This is a genomic window from Chryseobacterium vrystaatense (assembly GCF_000737765.1).
GTDB lineage: Bacteria > Bacteroidota > Bacteroidia > Flavobacteriales > Weeksellaceae > Chryseobacterium > Chryseobacterium vrystaatense.
The window spans coordinates 494,317-512,218 of the sequence record NZ_JPRI01000001.1; the positions used below are offsets into that span (position 1 = coordinate 494,317).

General features: G+C 35.7%; 15 protein-coding genes. 10 read left to right on the forward strand and 5 right to left on the reverse strand.

The window, feature by feature from the left end; all coding sequences use genetic code 11:
* Window positions 1-19: 19 nt before the first annotated feature.
* The 9 genes from IW16_RS02255 to IW16_RS02295 all read left to right on the forward strand — a co-directional run bounded on the left by IW16_RS02255 (window position 20) and on the right by IW16_RS02295 (window position 11,862).
* A complete protein-coding gene (locus tag IW16_RS02255) occupies window positions 20-1,138 on the forward strand; it encodes a hypothetical protein (RefSeq protein ID WP_034739266.1) in 1,119 nt (372 codons plus the stop codon).
* 26 nt (window positions 1,139-1,164) lie between these two features.
* Entirely contained in the window at window positions 1,165-4,959 is a 3,795-nt protein-coding gene (locus tag IW16_RS25560) for a hypothetical protein (protein ID WP_051889856.1), read from the forward strand.
* Between the two features lie 72 nt (window positions 4,960-5,031).
* Window positions 5,032-7,434 (forward strand): hypothetical protein, encoded by a 2,403-nt coding sequence (locus tag IW16_RS02265; RefSeq protein WP_034739268.1) that lies wholly within the window; start codon window positions 5,032-5,034, stop codon window positions 7,432-7,434.
* Window positions 7,435-7,438: 4 nt separating this feature from the next.
* Window positions 7,439-7,921, forward strand: coding sequence for an SMI1/KNR4 family protein (locus tag IW16_RS02270; RefSeq protein WP_034739270.1), 483 nt, complete (start codon window positions 7,439-7,441; stop codon window positions 7,919-7,921).
* Window positions 7,922-8,588: 667 nt separating this feature from the next.
* Window positions 8,589-8,855 carry a hypothetical protein gene (locus IW16_RS02275; RefSeq protein WP_034739272.1) on the forward strand — a complete coding sequence of 89 codons (267 nt, stop codon included), beginning with the start codon at window positions 8,589-8,591 and terminating at the stop codon, window positions 8,853-8,855.
* A gap of 309 nt (window positions 8,856-9,164) precedes the next feature.
* On the forward strand, window positions 9,165-9,713 hold the full coding sequence (locus IW16_RS02280; protein ID WP_034739274.1) for a hypothetical protein: 549 nt from the start codon (window positions 9,165-9,167) through the stop codon (window positions 9,711-9,713).
* 110 nt (window positions 9,714-9,823) lie between these two features.
* A complete protein-coding gene (locus IW16_RS02285; protein ID WP_034739276.1) occupies window positions 9,824-10,744 on the forward strand; it encodes a helix-turn-helix transcriptional regulator in 921 nt (306 codons plus the stop codon).
* 86 nt (window positions 10,745-10,830) lie between these two features.
* Window positions 10,831-11,427, forward strand: coding sequence for an energy transducer TonB (locus IW16_RS02290; protein WP_228376898.1), 597 nt, complete (start codon window positions 10,831-10,833; stop codon window positions 11,425-11,427).
* Between the two features lie 3 nt (window positions 11,428-11,430).
* Window positions 11,431-11,862, forward strand: coding sequence for a nucleoside deaminase (locus IW16_RS02295; RefSeq protein ID WP_034739278.1), 432 nt, complete (start codon window positions 11,431-11,433; stop codon window positions 11,860-11,862).
* A gap of 1 nt (window position 11,863) precedes the next feature.
* Here IW16_RS02295 and IW16_RS02300 read toward each other — a convergent pair whose 3' ends face one another.
* The 4 genes from IW16_RS02300 to IW16_RS02315 form a co-directional block, all read right to left on the reverse strand.
* Window positions 11,864-13,012 carry a hypothetical protein gene (locus IW16_RS02300; RefSeq protein WP_034739280.1) on the reverse strand — a complete coding sequence of 383 codons (1,149 nt, stop codon included), beginning with the start codon at window positions 13,010-13,012 and terminating at the stop codon, window positions 11,864-11,866.
* On the reverse strand, window positions 13,002-13,574 hold the full coding sequence (locus tag IW16_RS02305) for a hypothetical protein (RefSeq protein WP_034739282.1): 573 nt from the start codon (window positions 13,572-13,574) through the stop codon (window positions 13,002-13,004). The genes IW16_RS02300 and IW16_RS02305 overlap by 11 nt, the downstream gene beginning before the upstream one ends.
* A gap of 44 nt (window positions 13,575-13,618) precedes the next feature.
* Complete coding sequence (locus tag IW16_RS02310; RefSeq protein WP_034739284.1) at window positions 13,619-14,161, reverse strand: GNAT family N-acetyltransferase; 543 nt, start codon at window positions 14,159-14,161, stop codon at window positions 13,619-13,621.
* 99 nt (window positions 14,162-14,260) lie between these two features.
* On the reverse strand, window positions 14,261-15,019 hold the full coding sequence (locus IW16_RS02315; RefSeq protein WP_034739287.1) for a type III pantothenate kinase: 759 nt from the start codon (window positions 15,017-15,019) through the stop codon (window positions 14,261-14,263).
* 261 nt (window positions 15,020-15,280) lie between these two features.
* Between IW16_RS02315 and IW16_RS02320 the strand changes: the two genes are divergently transcribed.
* Complete coding sequence (locus tag IW16_RS02320) at window positions 15,281-15,883, forward strand: hypothetical protein (protein ID WP_034739289.1); 603 nt, start codon at window positions 15,281-15,283, stop codon at window positions 15,881-15,883.
* 102 nt (window positions 15,884-15,985) lie between these two features.
* On the opposite strand, the gene IW16_RS02325 is transcribed toward IW16_RS02320, so the two are convergent.
* Window positions 15,986-17,827: a M1 family metallopeptidase gene (locus IW16_RS02325; protein WP_034739291.1), complete on the reverse strand. Its 1,842-nt coding sequence runs from the start codon at window positions 17,825-17,827 to the stop codon at window positions 15,986-15,988.
* Window positions 17,828-17,902 lie beyond the last annotated feature (75 nt).

Genomic DNA, 17,902 nt, shown 5'->3' on the forward strand with positions numbered 1-17,902 from the left:
CAATATTAAATTTAAAAAAATGAAAACAAAACAAGAATTAAAACAATACTTTGAAAACGGAGATATCCCAGTACAGGAAGAATTCTGGGAATGGCAGGAATCATACTGGCACAAGGATGAAAATATTCCACAGGATAACATTCTTGGGCTGAAAGAGACAATAAAAACTAAATTAAATGCTCCCGACCCCAATCTTTCATCAGGATTTTATTTCATTGCACACAACAGCCCCTGGACGACCTATCAGAAAATTAACTTAAACTCTTATTATCTTACTTCGTGGAACGGGTCTAATTTCGTGAGCAGCAACATATTCTACAACAATGAAAAAGTGGGTATAGGTACTCAGGCACCAACTGAAATTCTACAGGTAGAAGGAAATATTAAAACAAAGGGTTTGATTATTTCCGAACTTGATTATATTCCGCCAATGCCTGGTCAAACTAAAAAATTCGTTGTTGCAAGACAGGATGGTTCACTTGGCTGGGATACTCAATCCAATGACAGCCAGAATCATATCCCGTTATCAGGAACAGATCAGGGAAGCCCGATCACAGGAGATTTGACACTCGACAATGTAAATGGAAACAAAGAGATAAAAGGGACTGTACAGGGTTCTTATATTTCTTTCAATGATGATGGATCACTTGAAATAAATAATAAGATCAATACAAGCATCAATGTTACTATATCTGGAATAGACTTTCTGGGAACACAGCAAGGATTTGGGGGGATGACTGGTTCTCATTATTATGGAGATATGTATCTGGAAAACTCTTTTATTCAGAAGAAATACGCAGACAAACAGCATTCCTACTCCACCAAAGAAGAATTAACAGGCGGAACCTGGATCAATGGTAAACCCGTTTACAAAAAAACAGTGGTTTTCAATCAGATTCCAAGAACAGGTTTAGTTGAATTCAAAACCGAGTTTCCGGATATTGAAACCATTATTTCCAACGAGATGTTTACTGAATGGCAGGCAATAGACGCTGCGTTCGCTGGTAACCAATGGCGAAACAAAGCCTGCATCACCATAGAAAGAAAGCTGGCGACCATTGAACTGATAGGGGATCCTAATTATGATTACTCCGCCATTAACTCTTTTACCCTTACTCTGGAATACACAAAAAAATAAATCAATAATAAATACAAAATATTAAAATGGCAACAGAAAATACAACAAACAACACATCACAAACTCTTTTCAGATTTGTAAGTTTAAGAAACCCCCAACTGACAGAAACTAAAAAACAGAACCTCGGATTTATTCACAGACCAGCCGGGATGACAGGTTCATTTGATGTAGCAGTCAATCCTAATGATACAGCACTCGTTAAATTCCAAGCTTTGGTACGTGCTGTAAAGTCTTTCGATCCTGCTGGCTACAAAACTGAGCTGCAAATCGAAGAAGGTGCTTTTTCTGAAGCTTTAAAGATCGGAAGAAAGATCGCCAAAAAAGAAACCCTTTCCACAACTGATGAAAATACAGCGAAAAGCCTTTACAACAACAATACACTTCAAAGTAAACTGGGCCAGGTTTGGGACAACCTGATTTATCAGACTGTTACCCAGGAAAACTTTTATGCTAAAGAAGCACTTGTTCACATTTTAAAGGCACTTCACTTCGGATACGTAGCTGATCTGCCGGTTACACCAGAATTAACAAAGATCAATGGTACAGACTTAAAAGCTAAAGCTCTTGAAGCAAGAGTCGTATTGCCAATGAAACTTCTGGGAGACGGATATGAAGGCGAAGGTCAAACTACAACCACATCTCCAACGGGTAATGCATTTCAGGTCAATGTATCTCAAATCGGAAGTGGGGTTATAAACGGTACAGCCTTACCGGCAGCAGTTAAGCAGCAGTTAAAAATGGATGGACAAAAAATTTCTGAACTTTCACTTGTCAGCTTTGAAAGAGACCAGTTGGTACAGTTAAGATCTGAACTTGAAAAAATGCAGAAACTGTTCTATACGCTTAGAACAAAAGCGTATGATGCTGCCAACAAACAATATCTAAAGACCAATCAGGTTGGTATAGACGCCTACAATGCAATGCTTGAAAAAATCAATGTTCAGATTGATAAAGGAGGAATAAGCCAGGAAGAGATCGATGCATTATATGCCGCATTAGAAAGACTGAATGTTCCAGAATTCAAATTCGAATATAAAAATGAATTGAATTTTGAGGATCTTAATGCAAGACTTTCAAAAGATCTGTTTGAAATATTCATTAAACATTTTGCACTTGTCAACAACGGCCATCCGGTAGAAAAGGAATCAGATTTTACAAAAATTGAATTTGTATCTGATAAAGAAATCCTTATTGATAAAGTGCCCGTGACCATCACTGAAGAATACGATACATTTGTTGAAGTCTTTGAAGTTATTGACGAGCTGACATCAGTTAAAACACAGGAATTATTTACAAAATCTCCTATTCAGCAACAGGAGTATGCAAAAATCGGAAGTGTTTTAGTACCTGTAGCCAATAAAACTACCTACGTGGAAATTGCAGGCACTTACTATTTAAAAGTAATTTCTAAAAAGGTTTTATTCACAACAACCAATGCCATTGTTTTCTACTATAATACCGATAGTGATTCTTTAGCTCTTTCTTCTGCAATTATGGAAATTTCAGGTAGTGAGCAACAGAATGTAAGCGTTCCGGCTACGGATATTGTTGACGGAAAAGTAGTTTTCCCTCCTACTCTAAATTTCATGAAAAGTGTAACAAGAATAAAAATCAATTTATACTTCAAAAATGGAGAACATACTGTAGTTGAGCATGCCATCACACCTAATCAGGAATATACAGGTAGATTCGCATTCAGAACCATGGTTGATGATGGTGGTGGAGAAAACCCCGGCGGCGGTGGAGAGAATCCCGGAGGTGGCGGAAACCCTGGTGAAGGAGGTGGAAATCCCAATCCTCAACCTGGAACTTTTATCCCTAAACATTTTGGTGTAAAAAGATTGGGTATTGCAGATTATCTTAAAGTAGTACAGTCAACACACGCTTATATTCCGGGAGAAGTTACCCATATTGAAAACATTATGGCCAAGGAGTTCAAGCAAAAATCTACCAGAAGGCTCCGAAGAAGCGAAATTCAGACGACTACATCAAAGTCTACAGAAAGAGAAACATTAAGCGATACGACTACAACGACCAGAAATGACATGCAGTCTGAAGTAGCCAACGTGATACAGCAGGACATCAATACTGAAGCCCACTTCAGGTATGGTGGAATCGGAAAAACCTTTGAGGTCGGAGGAAGCTTTGCTGCCCATAATTCAAAAGAGACCAGCACCAGACAGGCTATGGAAAAATCTCAGGAAATTACAGCAAAAGCATCAGAAAGAATTCTTACAAAAGTAGCTGAAGAAAGAATTGAAAAAATTATAGAAGAGTTCGAAGAAAATAATGCTCATGGTTTCGATAACAGAAATGGGAATAAACATGTAGTAGGTGTATACAGATGGGTAGATAAAAAGATGAAAAATCAGATCTACAACTATGGTAAACGTACCATGTTTGAATTCATGATCCCTGAACCTGCAAGACTTCATAATCTGGCAACACCTTCTGTAAAAGCAGATACACTGAAAGCTCCGGTAGACCCAAGAAAAGCAGACGGCGAATGGAAAATGCCTGATTTTAAATCAGCAACAAAAGAACAGCTTCAGCACTGGGCTGAAATCTATGGAATTACTTTGACGTCGATGCCTCAGTCTAATATTACGGAAGATCAGTATCATGATGATACTTCAGGAGCTTCTGACTGGGAAATGAGAAATGTGGCCATGTCAGTTCCTCAAAATTATAAATGTACCCATTACAACGTTCATTACTCGTATAAAGAAAAACGTAAAAAAGGGAAGATTAAGATTAACAATACCGGCGAATTGACTGATCATGAAGGAGACAGAAGTTTCCCTGCCAATGCTACAGGATCATTTACGCTTACTTTCTACATTTATTACATCGATATTGCTTCCTTTAAAGTCACAAAATACTGCACTCTTTCTGATGAATTCATTGAATCATGGAAAAAGGAAAACTTTGATGCAGTCATTAAAGCTTACGAAGAAGCTTATGCTGAATTTCTTGTTAAGCAAAAAGAACTGGATGATAAAGCGAAAGAAGAATCTGATGCAGCCAGCGAGAAAAAAGATGGTCTTGGTAATTTCTACCGTGATATGGAATCGGTCATTCTAAAGCACAACTGTATTGCTTATCTCTTACAGGATTATATTGCTCCTTTAGGAAAGGAATTTACTGTCGGAGATAAAATGAGCAATTTTGAGGTCATTCTTGGTGAAAAGCTTGAACAATATACCTCATTAGCCAAATTTATGGAACAAGCCTTCGAATGGAATATTATGGATTACACCTTCTATCCGTACTATTGGGGCGACAAAAAAAGATGGCAGGAAATGTATCTTTCACAAAATACAGATCCATTATTCAGAAGTTTCCTGCAGGCAGGTATGGCCAGAGTAATCGTTACGGTAAAACCAGGATTTGAAGATGCTGTACAGTTCTTTATGTCTACAGGAAGAATCTGGAACGGAGGTGAAGTACCGGTAATCGGAGACCCTATGTATCTGAGTATTGTAGACGAATTGCGTGAACCAATGGGTATGAAACAAGGAAAACCATGGATCACTACCCTTCCAACTTCTCTGAACATTCTACAGGAAGATTCTGCCGGATTAAAAACCCTTACAGCACTTCCGTTTACTCAGGAAAACCCTGAAGAATTTGAAGTTCCCTCAGATGTTGTGACTGAAACTGAATTCTCTATTGTTGACTCTCAGCTAAACTCAGGAGACGATAGATTTGTAGACAATATTGAATTAAACAACGGATTCCTTGAACTGACGACTGATGATAACCCTAAAGAAATCATCGCATCACTTCCTTTATCTGACTTAAAGCAGGCACTGCAATAATTCTGTTAAATCATATTTTAAAGGGCAGAGTCTAGACTCTGCCTTTTTTATTAATCTTTAAAATTATTAAAAATGAAAAAAACAGAATATAAAGATGTTTTTGATGTCGGAGACGAAGCGCTGTCGATGGAGAATAAATTTTCTTATCCTACATTTCCTTCTTTAAATAATCCATTTACAATTGGTGAAAATATCCGAGGGATGAATAATGTGAGTCCGCTGGCAACTGTAAAACTTTTCAACCAGACTGCCGAAGATATTCAAAAAAAATATTATCCAGATGGAAATCCTCCTTTGGAAGGAACATTTACTTACATACCTGATAGTAGGAGTGATTTATCTTCTGTGATCAAAACTACAGTAAAAGATTTTTATTACTATGGAGTAAAAGATGTGAATAATTTTGCATTTAAAGTCATCATATATTCTTCTACAGAAGCAACGAAACTAAAAGAATGTTTTGAAATTTCAACGCCTAAAGGCAGAGAAATACTCATTTTCGTAGAGGATAATTCCACAGATAATGTAAGCGGAACTTACGGTGCAATTAAAATCTCAAATGATGTATTATCGTTCTTAAACTCTAACAAGAGATTAGAATATGACCTATATGACAATTCAGAAGTTTATAAAGAGATCAAAGCCGTCGTCCCGGAATTATCTGACGATCAGATCAAGAATCTTTTAAAAAATGGTTTTATAGAAGACTTCCGGGTTGATGCAGCCAAAACATACTTTAAAGTGGCATCTTTCTTTTCCAGCGGAATTTCTTTGATCCATCCCAGTCTTGGAATTTTAACGAATGATGCATTACGGGCAACAACCAGTACCGTACTGGAAAAAATAATTGTATTCATAGAAAAAGGGAGATTAGAAGAAAATAGGTGGCAACCTAAATTACCCAGAATGGAAAATGGAGAAATTGATAAAAATTACAGATATGATCCAATTATTTCCAGTGGCAAAAACGAAGGTGGAGCAGTAAACTTTACAGAAATAAGCCGTTATTTAAAAACAATGCTAACAGATCAGAATAATTTTGTTAAGCTATTGCTGAATATCAAAAAGGATTTCAAATCTGACAGTCAGCCCAAAGGCTTATTGGAAATTCTATACAAATCATATTTAGATGCCTATTATATCATGCATGATGTAGCATCCAATCTGGAAAGTATATCAGATATGGAAATTCTGAAATATGGAACAAAAGTATACAATGCCTTACTCTGTGGTATATGGAATGGTCTTGTAGATGCTGTCGCCGGATTATTTGCAATGGTTAAAATGATTTACGACGGCATCACATTAGGGAAAGATTTTGCACAGAATATTGAAAAATATCTTCCTACACTTTTAGAACAGTTTGATGAAGTAATCCAAGCTGTTAAAAATATAAGTTTTTCAGAAATTGCTAAATACGTCTATGGAAAACTAAAGGAAATAAATCTTACTTTTGATCCTATTGCTTGTGGCTATTTTATTGGTTATGCTTATGGTTTTATTATATCATTAATCATTGAAATTATCATCGGAATACTTATTAGTGGTGGAACATTGAGTATTGCCGTGATAATTGAAAAACTTGCAGAAACTATTTTTGCGATATTTAGGATGATAGGCTCTGCAACAACAAAAGTCATTAGAACTTTTTCTAAATTTGTTGTAAAGTCCATCGGTAATTTAATCGAATCATTCCTAGGCTTAATCAATTACTTAAAAAATGGCGATGTTGCAATAAAAAGAATAATAGATGATGTTTTTTCGGCTTTTGGAGATTATTTCAAAGAGTTAAAAAATTTATATATTGTTCCACAAACTGTTGCAGAAATTCAGTTACTAAGAAGGTTGATGAAGGCTTTTTATGAAGAATACAAGATACTATTACTGGAGTCTTCTAATTTAGAAAAGGTTGTAGCTAAATGGAAAAAGCTAAATGCAGTCACCGACCTGTCTAAAAGCAATATGGAAGAATTGCTTGCTATAAGAAAGAATCATCTTGGCTCTAATGATGGAGCAAATGTTGCAATAATGAGGCAGAAAATTCTAGTTAATGGCAAAGAAATAACTTTAGAATATAAATCATTGGCAGGAAAAGGAGGTGCGCCAGAAGGTTTTACCCCTAGAGTTGAAAAAAGTTATTTGGAATCAAATCTTAATATTCATGGTAAAGAGTTGGAAAGTCATTTTAGAGATGATATTCAACCTAGGTTCTATGATTCTGAGCATAATATATTTTTTCAGAATGATAAAGAGCTACAGTTGCTTTTTAATCGACACGGTAAAAAAAATGTTCAAGTATTAGAAATACGTCTTCAAACTCTGTATGAGCCTTGCGCATCATGCCAAAAACAGATTTTAATAAGGCAAGAAATGTATAAAATTAAAAGTATAAAAGTAGAAGCTGTTAGATATGATGATTTAGGTCATGTTCAAAATAACAGTGATCTAAAAAAACTAGGTATAATTAAAAGTTAAAACTATGGAAATTAAATATTTAAAAAAACTGAAAAATAATCCAACTATTAATAGACGAACAATTAAAGGAATTTCTGAAGATGCAATAAAAAAAGTAGAGAAAAAATTGAATATAAAGTTTCCTGATGCATATAAAGAATTTTTGTTCTTAGCAGGAGATTACACTGGTGGTTTGAGACTTGCTGAAGGTAATAGCAGCATAGATATACTAGTGAAAGACGATGTCAGAAAAAGGTTGGAGAAATCAATGGAAGAATTTCAAATACCTATCAACAAACCTTTTTGGGCAATTTCAGAAAAAGATGGATTTCAGCAATTCTTCTTCTTCTATCTTCATGAAGGAACAGAAAACCCTTCTGTATGGTTTACTACTTATGGAGAAGGTGATGACGATCCTAATGTACTCATCAAATTAAATGATACTTTCAGTCAATTTATTGATGAATTGATAGACAGATCCATTTTGTTCGCCCAAAGAGGGTATTAATTTAGATCATACAAGTAAAACTTTGCGCAAAACATAGAATATTAAATATTTCACTACATTAATCACATATATTTTCCTAAAAAAATTAATTTATCTGACAAGGAAATCTAATTAATTATAATCCTCCGGCTTAGCATTAAGTCGGAGAATTATTTTTAGTTGTTCTTATCGCAAAATATTTATCTTTAAAGAGATTTCATCAAAGTTTACTATGAAAATTAGAAGTAACAATAATGAAGAATAACATCCTTTTATTCACGTTTTTTTACCATGCCGTTTATTTCTCTCGGAAAGTAAGTGAGTAAACAGGGAAGTTTACCAAAAGGGGAAGTGTTCAAAATGAGTACAAGGAGTTTATGCTGGAAAGTTTAAGAACTTCTGGATGGCAGTGTAGTTTTCAGAATGTTTAATTGTAATCATTAAACCACACGAAAGGATTCGTGCGGTAGCGGGGAGTTAAGGTAGCAGATTATACAGTGGAAAATTGGATTAGAACATATAGAAGAGAGAAATATGTTTATGATAAGTTCGTAGAAAATGCTAAAAATATTTAAATTGACTGAGCAAGAATTATCAAAACCACCCTTTGGGCATGCTTTTCAATATTTAGATAGTATAGTTTTAGAGTTAGAAACTAGAAATATACCAATTCCTAAAATTTAAAATTATGATAGAACATAAATTAGAACAAAAATTAGAGCAGTTTTTAAAAGAAAATAATAGACAATATTATGAAGGCTCTATTAAGTACAAAGGTTTAAGAGAACGTGGTACGATCGATGGAAAAGTAAGGAATTTCCATTTAGTTTCATATATGGTTTCTATTTCAGACCAGCCTTATGATGGAGATGGATTCTTTTATGCTTCTTTTGATGAAAAAACACAACATTTGGTTGGAATATTAGGGCCGCAATCTTATGAAAACTTTGAATAAAATTAGGCCTAAATTTGAACAAGAATTCTAATTAACAATTTGAAGATGACGCCTATTATGCTATTGCTTTTGATGAAAGAACTTTGAAAATAAAATTTATAATGATTTTGCAAATTCTTAGAAATAATTGAGGTATAGTTTCAAACACAATCCACTTCTGAAATTTATCAAGAAGTGGATTTCTTTTTCTAACATTATAGATACTTAAGGCGTAACTGGGTATTTAATGACTCGTAAACATTATCATGTTGAAAAAATGTCTAAAATAAGTTTATATGAAGGCCGTTTTGAATATATTTATTATAAATTATGATAACAGATAAAGATTTAGAAATTCTATATTATATAACCCAAAAAAAATATAGAGGAATATTAGATGGAGAGCCAGATCCGATGTCCTTAGAAAATATGAATAAGGAAATACATTTGGAAGAAGTATTATTAAAATCATCTTTAAATGATCTCATTACAACCATTGTCAAAGTATTTAAAAACAAATATGCTAATCCACTACCTATTTGGACAGGGATTGTAGATTATGAAATAAAAACAAAAAAAGAGAATTCGAAAAGAAAAGATATAAAAGAAATACAATCCGAATTTAAGGGTGGAGTAGAAACAGACTTCGGAGGAAATACTGAATATCTGGACAACTTATTTATGGAGTTCCAAACGCCTTCTCAAGTCTTTAAAGATATTGTAAAAAATAATTTACAAGGGAAAACATTTACAGAAAATGAACAAAATAACAAAACTACTTTTGTTATTTCCAATAGTTCTATTTCGAAAATAGAAGTTACACCCTCCACATTTCACCTATTCATAAATAAGAGTTCTTTCATAGATTACGGGCAATAAATTTCCACAAAAAATAAAACACGACACGTTTTGTCGCATTAAGCCTATATATTTGTCTTATAAAATTTTACCATGAAACGCAGCTTTGCTGCCACATAAATTATAGACGAATGAAAAAAGATTTTTATCTGACAAGATATGCCTTAATTATAAAAAGATTAGAAAGTTCTCCGGCTACCTATTCTCAGCTGGAGGACTATCTTCTCAATTCTTTCGAATTTCAGGATGCAGGGATCAAGAGCTACTCGATCCGTACACTGCAGAGGGATATTCGTGAGATATCTGATCTTTTTAATCTTTCCATTCACAACAAAAAAAAGGGGGACAACCGCTACTATATTGAAAGCCGTCCGATTATGGAAGTGGACGAATACAACCAAAAATTATTGGAATCTTTCCAGGTAAGCAATGCCTTGAATCTTCATCCGGACTTTTCAGATTTTATATTTTTTGAAAGCCGGAAACCTACCGGGATAGAGCATTTCTATGATCTTTTCTTCGCCATCCGTAACAAGAGAGTGGTCAGCTTTGAACATTACAACTACAAAAACAAAATAATGACTTCCCGAAAGGTACATCCTCTGGCTCTAAAAGAATCAAAAGACAGATGGTACCTCATCGCGATTGACACTAAAGATAAAATCCTAAAATCGTTCGGTTTGGACAGGGTCAACTATCTTGATGTCAGCAAAAATAAGTTCCGTGAAAAGTATAATTACAATTTCCGGGAACATTTTAAGAATGCTTTTGGCGTTATGAACCTGGCTGAGCAAAAACCTCAGAATATTATTATGAAATGCAGCAGGCACCAGGGAGAATATATCAGAAGTTTTCCGCTGCACCAGTCTCAGAAAGAAACGAAAGAAACGCCGGAAGAGATCTATTTTGAGTTTTTCCTCCACCCTACCTATGATTTTATGCAGGAAATTCTCTCTTATGGAAAAGAAGTCACCGTTCTGGAACCTAAATGTTTAGTTGATGACATCCGAACCCACCTTCAGGAGTCACTTAACCGATATTTAGAAAGCTAAAAATCCAGGCTAAAAAAGCTGACATTTTTTGATTATATTTACATAAATAAACTTTTTTGAAAGCTTTACTCCTCTGTATATTCTGTATGATTTCTTTACTTTGCTTTTCACAGCAGAAGGAAGAATTCAGGCAGGTAAAAAATTATTATAACCAGCATCGGAAGATGCTGAATACAGAATTTAAAAAGAAGTTTGATGCTGAAACCAATATTGTGAAAAAAGCAACCATACAAGGTGACTTTCTTTTTTTCATGAAAAAGATGGACAGCATTGAAAATACAGCCCTGATCGGAGCTCTGCTAAAAGTAAGAAACACTGAAGATCTTCAGTTTCTTCAGAAGAAAGAAACGAAACCAGCTCTCACTTCAGATAAAACTTCCGATATTGAAAGGCCCGCAGAATATCCAAGAGGCATTAATACTTTAAGACAGGAAGTCGCCGAACTCTTTTACAGAGACGGTGTTCATACTGAAACAAAAACCGTCAAAGCAAGTGTTGTATTTATCATAGAAAAAGATGGAAGCATAACTAATGTTCAGGCGGAAGGTGATAATTTCACTTTCAACAGACAGGCCGAAATCGCGCTCTACTCTATCCCGGATAAATTTTTTCCGGCAATGACCAAGGGAAATATGATAAGATCCCGCTTTAGACTGCCTATAACTTTAACGATTGGAGATTAAAAGATGTTTACCGACGAATATTATATGAAAATCGCTCTGCAGGAAGCAGAAGCCGCTCTTGAAAAAGATGAGGTTCCCATTGGCTGCATCGTTGTTTCCAATAACCGTATTATTGCAAGAGCTCATAATCTTACCGAAACATTAAATGATGTGACTGCCCACGCAGAAATGCAGGCTATTACATCAGCTGCCAATTTCCTTGGAGGTAAATATTTAATCAACTGTACACTTTATGTAACGATGGAGCCCTGTGTCATGTGTTCAGGAGCACTTTCATGGTCACAGATTTCAAAAGTGGTGATCGGCGCCAGAGATGAACAAAGGGGATTTATCAACAAACATCTTTCTCTCCATCCAAAAACAGAAATCCTCACCGGCATCATGGAAAATGAATGTTCATCCATCGTTAAAGAATTCTTTAAAAGTAAAAGATAGTTTACTTCAGGTTCTCTATTCTCGTATGAAAAAGGGGCCGCAAAGCATTCATCTTTCTCCAGTTCTGCTCCTTAGTTTTTATCTTATATCTTCCAACACTGACTGTAAGAAGGCTGTCTTCTTTCTGATACACAAAGTCCAGATTGGTCTTTTGACCGTTGTAATTTTCAAGAATGAGGCGGTTTTTTGAAGTCAGATTAAAGTGAAAATCTGTCATCTTTTCATTTTTATCCATGAGAATAAGATAATTGTTCCGATGGAAAAAAATATACTGAATATCCGAATATTGGTCTACATTTTTAAATGCACCGTGAAGAAGAGATCTTTCAGCAGTATCATCATTATAATTTCCTGAATTACTATAAGGAAGGAGAATTAGCATCACGGAGATCCCTATAAATGCGTTCCTGAAAAAGACCAGAAAAGGCTGCAACTTTGGATAGGATTCTATCTCTTTCCTTTTTATTTCCTGTTTTAAAATAAAAAATCTGTACATGAAAATCCAATCATCTTTTAAGGCAAAAATGGTCATGAGAAAAAGGATAAGAGAAAAGAACTTAACAGAAATATCAAAACCTATATTGATCAAAAAAATATTGGCTAAAATGCCAACAGACAGAAGCAACCCCAATGCGCGGGTTCTGCTAAAAAGAATCAGAAATGCTGCCGTTAGTTCCACTATCCCCATGGAAACCGAATACAGTCTGGAAGTCCCCATTGTACTCCAAAACAGAATGTCTTTATCCAGGTTTCCTAAACGGGAGTACAGAATATTGGGTTCAGGAAGATAAAACTGAGCTTTGAAAACTTTATCAAAGCCATATTTCATGAGAACAATGACAAGGTATAAAACAACAATCTCTTTAGATAAGTAAAGAATTTTACGGCTGTATCTTTGTCCCATAAAAATAGCAGTCAACAATGACAGGGGCAGAAACATTCCCACAAGAATAAACATGGAAGTGCTGTCGGAAGAAAAGTCTATTCTTGCATCAGCCGTCGCAAAAAGGGACTTTGCCATCCACTCTGTAAGATCTCCAAATAAAAACAATGAAACTTTTCTCTGGAAATCTCCCAAGAAATCCAATGGAAAGAACAGTATAAAAAGCAGAAAGAAGGTTCCTGCAACTGGCAGAAGCTTACTTCTCATTGTTCTTCTTATTCCTTTTCCAGCTATAGAATCCAGATGCGCCAGAAATCATCAGTATCCCAAGCAATAGACCTCTCGGAGTCTTTTCTGATTTTTCTTTATCTTTCTTGGGTTGGGCAGATTTAATTTCTTTATATGTTTTATTTTCTTTGTCAAATTTTACAACTGCAACACTATCCATATCATTAATAAAATTATAGTTTCTTTTCAGGATAGTTTTTACACTGTCTATATTCTTCTTTGAAAAAAGTACCGGATAGTGTATAACCTCTCTATTTTTATCCCATTCTCTTTTATTACCATCAATTAAAAATTTGCTCGAAGACCTTGTCACCAAAACGCTTTCTTCTTCATTGAGAATGATTACAGAGTCCAGCTTAACATCTACAAAACTCTGAGGAGGAATACCAAGATTTGAAAAATTAGCATCAAACAGGTTTTCAGAAACGGCTGAATTAAAATGATCTGTATTTCCGCTGTGACTTTTAAAGGCAATAAGTTTTGTTTGTGAAAAAAAAGAAGTGCTTATCAGTAAAGCAAAAAGATAATAGGTTGTTTTCATGGGAGTATTTGCAGATTTGATGACGTTTCCCACAAAAAGTTAAATCATCTCTTGTTTTTAAAGACAGAATACATCAACACATCAAAATATTCGTCATCTTTTTTGAGATGCTGTTTAAGAAGTGCTTCTTTTTCCATTCCTATTTTTTCCATAATTCTTCCCGAAGCAGGGTTGTGAAGAAAATACGTAGCATAAATTTTATTAATCTCAAGTTCCCTGAATCCAAAGTCGATCAAAGCTAATGCTGCTTCTGTAATATATCCTTTATTCCAGAAAGACTTTCCCATCCAGTAACCCAGTTCTGCTTTGTCATCATCCCTGTCGTGAAGTCCTACAGCTCCTATAATCTGCTCTTCTTTGTTACGGACCGCAAAAGTATATCCGGTATTCTCATCAAAGGCTTCTTTGGATATTTTCAACCAAAATTCAGCATGTTCTCTCGTATAAGGATAAGGAATATTGGATGTAAGGTCTGAGAAAATTTTATTCTGAAGATATTTGGTAACAGACGGTATATCTTCTTCTTTTAACTGGGAAAGAATCAACCTTTCTGTTTCTATTCTTGGAAATTCTTTTAATTTTCTCATATTTCGTTTTTTAGTGTATTGAAAATTTTAAGCGCAAAAGTTTCTTAAACTAAATAGTACAGCTCTATCTATCAGGTCTGATCACTCTTAAAATCAGCCTTATAAATCTTTTCCCAGGAAATAGAGTCCTTTCAGCGTATGCAATCTGTCCATGACGTGGATCTTGTCCGTCAATGGCTTATAAACATGCGAAACTCCTCCTGTAGCCACTACAAAACAATCATCATTCACCTCATCGTTGATACGGTCTATGAAGCCTTCCACCATTCCAAGAAATCCATACACCATTCCGCTCTGCATACAGGTAACTGTATCAAGTCCTAAAACAGACTTGGGTTTTTTAAGCTCGATATCAGGAAGCTGTGCTGTATGGCTGATCAATGAATTTAAAGAGGTTACAATTCCGGGAGCAATAATTACTCCCAGCGTTTCTCCAGTTTCCGTTACACAGCTTGCCGTAAGGGCAGTTCCGAAGTCAATCACAATTTTTTTCCGGTTCGGGTACAAATTATGAGCAGCTACAAGATTCGCATAAATATCTGTTCCCATCTGTTTCGATTTTGCCTGAACATCAGAGGGTGTAGAACGGTCAACTATCACCGGTAGAATCCCATGGATCTTTTTGATCGCCGAGCTTATTACTTTGGTAAGCTGCGGGACTACAGAGCCTATGATGACTTTACTGATCTCTTTCGGTTCGATTTTGTAGGTCTGATACAGCATCAGCATCTGCGCATACAGCTCATCTGCCGTTCTGTATGGTTTTGTATTGATCACCCATGAAATATCACAGTTGTCTCCATTAAAAAGTCCGAATCTGATATTGCTGTTTCCTACGTTGATTACGATTGAATTCATTTAATTTTTTAAGCTAGTCTGGGTTAAAAAACAGTGGTAAAAATAAGTCTTTATCATCAAAAATAAGCAATATCTATATTATTTAGAGTAATTCCCGAAGCTATCTTGAGTGCTTATTTTGTGACACCCTTTAAAATACTGATTACAAGCACCTACTATTAAACTAATCTGTATCCATTAGAGGAAATTTAAATCCGGACTTTAAAACATTGGAAACATTTAATTATCTTTAAAATTCAAAATATCTAAAATTCTTTTTCCATGAAAAAATTGATCCTTGCATTTTTCTTTTGTATCAGCCTCCATACTTTTGCACAGACCGGAGCCAAAGTAGGCGATGTATTCCAGAAAATAAAGGATGTATCAAAGATTGACAGGGATGACCGGACTGTTTATGATCTATTGGATGAGTTTTACAATAAAAATCTACAGGCCGAAAACGATGAAATGACGACAGAGACTGTTCAGAGAATTGAAAAACTGGCCTCCAATCCCGACACAAAAAACCTTCACATCCTGATGCTTTTCCTGATGTATCAGCAACACATCAGCAGAACTGCCATGGCAGGAAAAACACCTGATACAGAGTTCCAGATCGAAGCGATGAAACTATTGGAAAGTGAAATCCTGGATGTTTACGGAAAAGTACCTGCTATAATATACATCTATAAGGCTGAAGCCCTTGAGGGAGGAGGAAAGAAGGGTGAAGCTAAAACAACTGTAGACCAGGGGCTCAAGGAATATCCTGACTCTGTTCCTCTAAAAGTATACAGTTACCTTAATACGAAAGATGAGGTTTTAAGAAATGACCTTGTAAAGAACCATTCCAATCACTGGATGGTGCAGCAGTTTGGGATCAAATAAGGGCGATAGATTTCAGACCTGAAAAACTTATTGGAAGACTTCAATACAAATAAAAATCCCACAGAGTTTTCTGTGGGACTATCTTTTTATGTTATCCGTGATCTATTGTTTTACTTCGACAATATTATCATCCATATTGACATCAGCCATTCTCTGACTGAAGTCTATTCCCAAAACGGAAAGCTGCGCCTTAGTGTAAGGGATTGTCAGCGTATATTCTTTTTGTGTCCAGGGCCAGTAGGGCATTGTTTTAAAATCTCCGTAGATATCTTTTTCCTTCCAGGTACGGGTCATATTTAAAGGGATCTGATAGGTAACAACCTTTTTATCGGTGGTCAGTATGCTGAAATCAATGGGCATAGGAACCTGTCCGTTATTGACCAGAGTAATTGTAGTAGATTTCGCATCGTACTTCACGTCTTTGATTCCATAATCGATCGTTTTTGTCGTGTTGATCCAATAGTTGTGGAACCACTTCAGATCCATTCCAGACACTTTCTGAGCAATATGAAGAAAATCCCTGTCAGAAGGATGTTTCATGTGCCACTGATCATAATACTGCTTTAAGGTTTCAGCAAGATTCTGCTCCCCCATGATATATCCAAGCTCTACAAGGTACAATTCACCTTTCACATAAGACGCATAGGTATAAGCCGTACCATTATCATGATGATCTCCGAACCATACTGCAGGTTCTTCGATACCTTTTTTAACGAAATTTCTGTAAGCATTCACCGTATTGGCAAAAGGGTTTGGAAGTTCTTCCGGAAACAGATGATACATTACATATCCTTCTGCATAGCTTGTAAAACCTTCATCCATCCACGGACGTACCGATTCGTTGGTGGCCAGCATCTGCTGATACCAGGAGTGTGCGCCTTCATGAGCCATCAGCCCCATCAATCCTTTGATATCTTTGGCTTCTCCCAGGATCATGGTACACATACCATACTCCATACCGCCATCTCCTCCCTGGATAAATGCATATGTAGGATATACATATTTACCGAAGTGAGTATTCATTAGCTCGAAATATTTAGTCACATAAGACTGAGCTTCTTCCCAAACTTTTGTTTTGTCGTTCTGCTGATAAACCAGAAACACTTTCGGACCTTCCGGAACATCAAAACTTTTGATGATATAATCTCTGTCTGCACTCCAGGCGAAGTCTAAAATATTATTAGCCTTCCATTTCCAGACCGCTTTTTTGCTTTTATCAGCTTTAATTTTTGCCGCTGCGTCATATCCTTTTACTTCAGTTGGATTATCAAGAACACCTCCCGCTCCGATTACATAATCTTTGTTGATCCTGATGGTCACATCAAAATCTGCGAACGGTGCATGAAATTCTCTTCCTATATAATCAAAGGTTGCCCAGCCATCATAATCGTATTCGGCAATTTTAGGATACCATTGCGTCATCGTCATGTCAACGCCTTCCCTGTTATTTCTTCCACTTCTTCTGATCTGCTGAGGAATTACAGCATCCCAGTCCATGGTAAAAGTTGTTGAAGAATTAGGCTGTATAGGTTCGGCCAGATACACTTTCATCACCGTTTCCTGGATCTCAAATTTCAGATCTTTTCCGTTTTGTCTGATCCAGTGGATATTCTGAGCACCTTCCTGATCTTTTGGAATAGCTGCCAACCTTGAAACTCCATCTTTCTGCAATCTGGAATCTCCGTTTTTCCCCTGACCGGCAATTCTCTGGTCCATCATTGAATTAGGCTTAAAAGCATTCCAGTACAGGTGAAAATACACCACTTTGAGTTCATCAGGTGAATTGTTCGTATATTCTAAACTCTGGTTTCCCTGATAGGTAAATTTTTCAGCATTAACATCAATATCCATCTTGTACTTCGCAGCCTGCTGATAATAAGCTCCCTGCTGAGCCTGAAATTGTGAAATGATAAACGCAAAAATGATTGCAGCCGATTTTCTCATTTAAAATTTATTTTTTTTAAAGGTAGGTAATTTATGTAAAACCCTCAAATATGGATCTGTTTTAGGGCTTTTTGA

Excerpts from the sequence above, each read along its gene's own strand:
- IW16_RS02255 (WP_034739266.1), top strand. The coding sequence starts at position 20 with ATGAAAACAAAACAAGAATTAAAACAATACTTTGAAAACGGAGATATC.
- IW16_RS25560 (WP_051889856.1), top strand. The coding sequence starts at position 1,165 with ATGGCAACAGAAAATACAACAAACAACACATCACAAACTCTTTTCAGA.
- IW16_RS02265 (WP_034739268.1), top strand. The coding sequence starts at position 5,032 with ATGAAAAAAACAGAATATAAAGATGTTTTTGATGTCGGAGACGAAGCG.
- IW16_RS02270 (WP_034739270.1), top strand. The coding sequence starts at position 7,439 with ATGGAAATTAAATATTTAAAAAAACTGAAAAATAATCCAACTATTAAT.
- IW16_RS02275 (WP_034739272.1), top strand. The coding sequence starts at position 8,589 with ATGATAGAACATAAATTAGAACAAAAATTAGAGCAGTTTTTAAAAGAA.
- IW16_RS02280 (WP_034739274.1), top strand. The coding sequence starts at position 9,165 with ATGATAACAGATAAAGATTTAGAAATTCTATATTATATAACCCAAAAA.
- IW16_RS02285 (WP_034739276.1), top strand. The coding sequence starts at position 9,824 with ATGAAAAAAGATTTTTATCTGACAAGATATGCCTTAATTATAAAAAGA.
- IW16_RS02290 (WP_228376898.1), top strand. The coding sequence starts at position 10,831 with ATGATTTCTTTACTTTGCTTTTCACAGCAGAAGGAAGAATTCAGGCAG.
- IW16_RS02295 (WP_034739278.1), top strand. The coding sequence starts at position 11,431 with ATGTTTACCGACGAATATTATATGAAAATCGCTCTGCAGGAAGCAGAA.
- IW16_RS02300 (WP_034739280.1), bottom strand. The coding sequence starts at position 13,012 with ATGAGAAGTAAGCTTCTGCCAGTTGCAGGAACCTTCTTTCTGCTTTTT.
- IW16_RS02305 (WP_034739282.1), bottom strand. The coding sequence starts at position 13,574 with ATGAAAACAACCTATTATCTTTTTGCTTTACTGATAAGCACTTCTTTT.
- IW16_RS02310 (WP_034739284.1), bottom strand. The coding sequence starts at position 14,161 with ATGAGAAAATTAAAAGAATTTCCAAGAATAGAAACAGAAAGGTTGATT.
- IW16_RS02315 (WP_034739287.1), bottom strand. The coding sequence starts at position 15,019 with ATGAATTCAATCGTAATCAACGTAGGAAACAGCAATATCAGATTCGGA.
- IW16_RS02320 (WP_034739289.1), top strand. The coding sequence starts at position 15,281 with ATGAAAAAATTGATCCTTGCATTTTTCTTTTGTATCAGCCTCCATACT.
- IW16_RS02325 (WP_034739291.1), bottom strand. The coding sequence starts at position 17,827 with ATGAGAAAATCGGCTGCAATCATTTTTGCGTTTATCATTTCACAATTT.